Annotated in this window: 4 protein-coding genes; 2 read left to right on the plus strand and 2 right to left on the minus strand. The window is 52.9% G+C overall.

The window, feature by feature from the left end:
* The first annotated feature begins 54 nt into the window (after positions 1 to 54).
* Both D5S03_RS05275 and D5S03_RS05280 read left to right on the plus strand, forming a co-directional pair.
* The gene (locus D5S03_RS05275; protein ID WP_287042889.1) at positions 55 to 591 is read left to right on the plus strand and encodes a hypothetical protein; all 537 of its coding nucleotides are present in this window, start codon (positions 55 to 57) and stop codon (positions 589 to 591) included.
* Between the two features lie 172 nt (positions 592 to 763).
* The gene (locus D5S03_RS05280) at positions 764 to 1,438 is read left to right on the plus strand and encodes an SOS response-associated peptidase (RefSeq protein WP_287042890.1); all 675 of its coding nucleotides are present in this window, start codon (positions 764 to 766) and stop codon (positions 1,436 to 1,438) included.
* Between the two features lie 487 nt (positions 1,439 to 1,925).
* Here the strand turns inward: D5S03_RS05280 and D5S03_RS05285 are convergent, their stop codons facing one another.
* Entirely contained in the window at positions 1,926 to 2,597 is a 672-nt protein-coding gene (locus D5S03_RS05285; protein WP_287042891.1) for a hypothetical protein, read from the minus strand.
* Between the two features lie 591 nt (positions 2,598 to 3,188).
* Positions 3,189 to 3,318: flagellin (locus D5S03_RS05290; protein WP_287042892.1), on the minus strand; the 130-nt coding region annotated here is incomplete at its 5' end.

The raw sequence follows: 3,318 nt of genomic DNA on the forward strand, positions 1-3,318 counted from the left end.
AGTTTAAAACAATAAGGCAACAACATCGAGGAACCATCAAATGGAGGAAAGAATATGAGCAGGACAGTCTGCAATTGTAAGTCAAGACCGTTTTTTTCCAGGGGGGCGGGCAAAGTCCGGGGCGCAGCCGTGATTCTGCTGGCGCTCATTACTTGGGTATTTCCCTGGTCCGCCCTGGCGGATGAACCAGGGCTGCCGGAGTCCATCCTGGGGATGGAAAAAAAAGAGGTTATGAAGGGTAAAGAGGCATCAAAGAAAGTGGACAGGATGCACAGGGGGGATGTGGCAACAGGAATGGATTATATAGTGGAATACAGTGACGGTGATCACTCTGCTACTTATTATGTCTCGCTTTATGATGAGCCTGAAGAGGCAGTAAAGGCCAAGCAGGAAATGGCCAGAAAGATGGAAGAGACTTCACACGAATTTTCGCATTTCATGCAGAGAACCGTCAACGAGCACACCGTATACATGGCCCTGGCTCATGATCAGGCGCATTATTTTTTTGCTCAGGACATGGAGCTGGTCTGGCTGGCTGTTGACATCTCAGTTGCCGAGGACGCTTTGAAGGAATTGTTTTCAACAAAATAACACTACAGCGAAACTTATGATTGACCTCCGGGGACTGGCTCCCCGCACTTATTTTTTCCTATAAAACCAAGAGCATTTAATAAAAATAAGTGCGGGGTGCCTGTCCCCAATTTAGACAGGTTGAAAAGTTTTATAAGTTTCGCTGTAGTAATAAAAAGGATAGATACTGGTTATGTGTGGAAGATTCGGGTTGTGGGCTGATTCCCGGCAGATTGCAGAAGAATTCAGGCTTGGTGAAATACCTGATTTCAGGCCTGCTTACAATATCGCTCCTTCCCAAAACATCCCGGCTGTGGGCCAGGGCAGGGAAGGGGAGCGCAGTTTCGCCCGGCTTGTGTGGGGGCTTAAACCCCATTGGTTCAAGCAGGGAGGTGGGGATTACAAAATGATCAACGCCCGGGCCGAGTCCATGTTTGACAAGCCCGCGTTCAAAGCGGCGGCCAGGAAGCGCCGCTGTCTGATTCCGGCCAGCTGCTTCTTTGAGTGGCAAAAGCAGGAACAGGGGGCAAAACAGCCCTATTGTATCCGGCCGGCAAAGGGCGACCTGTTTGCATTTGCCGGCATATGGGAATACCTGGAAGACCCAGATTCTCAGGAAACGATCTATACCTGCGCCATTGTCACCACCCGGGCCAACGAGGCCGTCCAGCCCCTGCACAACCGGATGCCGGTGATAGTGCACAGGGACAGTTATAGCCTCTGGCTGGACAAGTCCGTGCAGGAACCCAGGTTTTTGAAAGCTATATTCGAACCTGTGCCCGGCAGGTCCCTGAAGATTCACAAGGTGGGCCTCAGGTTGAACAATCCGGCCAATGATGACCAGGGCCTGGTAGTGCCGGTGAATTAGCCGGTTTTTACCATTATGGCGTTTAATTTGCGCCGCCTCTGCTGCAGAATCCTGTCTTCCAGGGCTGCGGCATATTTTCCTGGATCTGTTTGACGGTAAAAAAAATCTTAAGATGCATCTGCAAAAAGTCGATAAATCAATCACGCGTCCTGCCACGCGTCCTGCCACGCGCTTCGCGTGGTTCGCGTGGTTCGCGTGGTTAGCGTAACATAACTATGGTGAACAGCTGCATTCCGGTCTGGAAATTATCCAGCTCTGATTGCACTTGAAATTTGCAGCAAAACTTAATAAACTTTTATTGCGACACAAGATGCTTGTTCCGGACCTCTGATTCCGGATTATTTTCTCATGCCCGCCCAAAGGCTTGCGTCCCTGTCTACCGGGCAGTCCCTGATGCTGCTTTTCCTAAAACCTGCAACCGTTTTCGAGGTGAGTCATGTCCACGCAACAGAACATGAGTATCCAGGTCCGGAAAGGCCGGCTGCGTTCAGAGCCTTCCTTGCTGTCCCTGAGAGTCCCCAGAGGTGCAGGCTGATCGTCTGAAGGCCAGGTAGACCTGCATGGATCTGTCCAGGAGGTCCCGGTAGACTGAAATATCCTCAGGGTACCGGGTCATGCCCCTTCTGGTCAGCAGGAAGTTGTTGATTCTTATGATGAAGATATCATCCCTGGGCCGGACATGGATGAGTTCCACCCAGATGTTCCGGGCATGCTTTAAGGCCTGCTCCTTGAGCTGGAGCATGGCCAGGCGGCAGTCCCGGTCAAACTTTTCCAGGAGCTTTTCCCTGTCATCAGGCCCCTTGTAGACGCTGAACACCCTGTCAAAATCCGGGTCCCCGGACTTGCAGCTTCCCAGGGTTTTGCGCATGTTGTCGTTGATCCACAAGGGCATGCAGTTTTTCAGCTCCGGGGAGTGCACATAAAAGCTGACTTCCTTGTCCAGGATGTGCAAAAAGGCCTGCCCGTCGTGGACAGGAAGCTCCAGGGCGGTCATTTTGCCCAGTACGCGCGGCATTTGAGTCACCCTGCCGTTTGCAGGGCCGGCAAGCTGCTGGTAAATGTGCGAGGTTGTTTCGTACAGCCTGCGGTTGCTGTGCACAGCTGCAAACACCAGCAGGCCGGCCAGAGCCGCCGCAACAACAGGTACAGCAATCCACATCACAGCCTCCAGAGGTTATGCTTTGCCGGGCATAGCGGGCCCGGTACGGGGTGGAAAGAAAAACATGCTTCAACGCATCCGGGCAAGCAGCAGGCAAGGCCATGGATTGCCCCAACTTGATAAAGCGGTAAGTTTCCTCGTCTGCCAGGTATCTCTCGCGTCTGTCTGGGTCGCTTAGTTCCCTGGCGTTTCGGGTAGGGGCCTTGTCAATCACCTGCCAGCGTTCGGCCAGGTTGAAGATGTACTTTGCCAGGGCCATGTACCTGTTGGCGGTTCCGGGTTTAAGGCCTGCCTTTACCAGCTCGCTCTGGAAATTAACTAAGTCTGCTGTAGTGATCTCGCTTAGCCTTTTTCTACCCCAAAGGCGCATCATGCGCAACTCGATCATGTTCTGGTCCTGGTCCCAGCTGCGTTTGTATGTCTTGGCGTAGGGCAGGTACTGCTGGTAGACGAATTCCTTGAAGGTAGGCACAGAGCGCTTTTTTCATGCTCAGCCGCCGGGTCGAAGGCTATTGCAGCCCGGTTTTGAATGCACAAAAAAAGGCCGGGGAGGCCCGGCCCTTTTGGGATAAAGGTTTATCTGGTTCAGGTCTAACCCATGAGCTGCATGGCCATCTGAGGCAAGGTGTTGGCCTGGGCCAGCAAGGCGTTTGCGCCCTGGGAGAGGACCTGGTTCCTGGTGAACTCGGTCATTTCCTGAGCCACGTCCACGTCGGAGATG

This window comes from Desulfonatronospira sp. MSAO_Bac3 (assembly GCF_003838035.1).
Lineage (GTDB): Bacteria > Desulfobacterota > Desulfovibrionia > Desulfovibrionales > Desulfonatronovibrionaceae > Desulfonatronospira > Desulfonatronospira thiodismutans.

Bases quoted from the DNA above. Each gene is read 5' to 3' on its own strand.
- D5S03_RS05275 (WP_287042889.1), top strand. From the start codon at position 55: ATGAGCAGGACAGTCTGCAATTGTAAGTCAAGACCGTTTTTTTCCAGG.
- D5S03_RS05280 (WP_287042890.1), top strand. From the start codon at position 764: ATGTGTGGAAGATTCGGGTTGTGGGCTGATTCCCGGCAGATTGCAGAA.
- D5S03_RS05285 (WP_287042891.1), bottom strand. From the start codon at position 2,597: ATGTGGATTGCTGTACCTGTTGTTGCGGCGGCTCTGGCCGGCCTGCTG.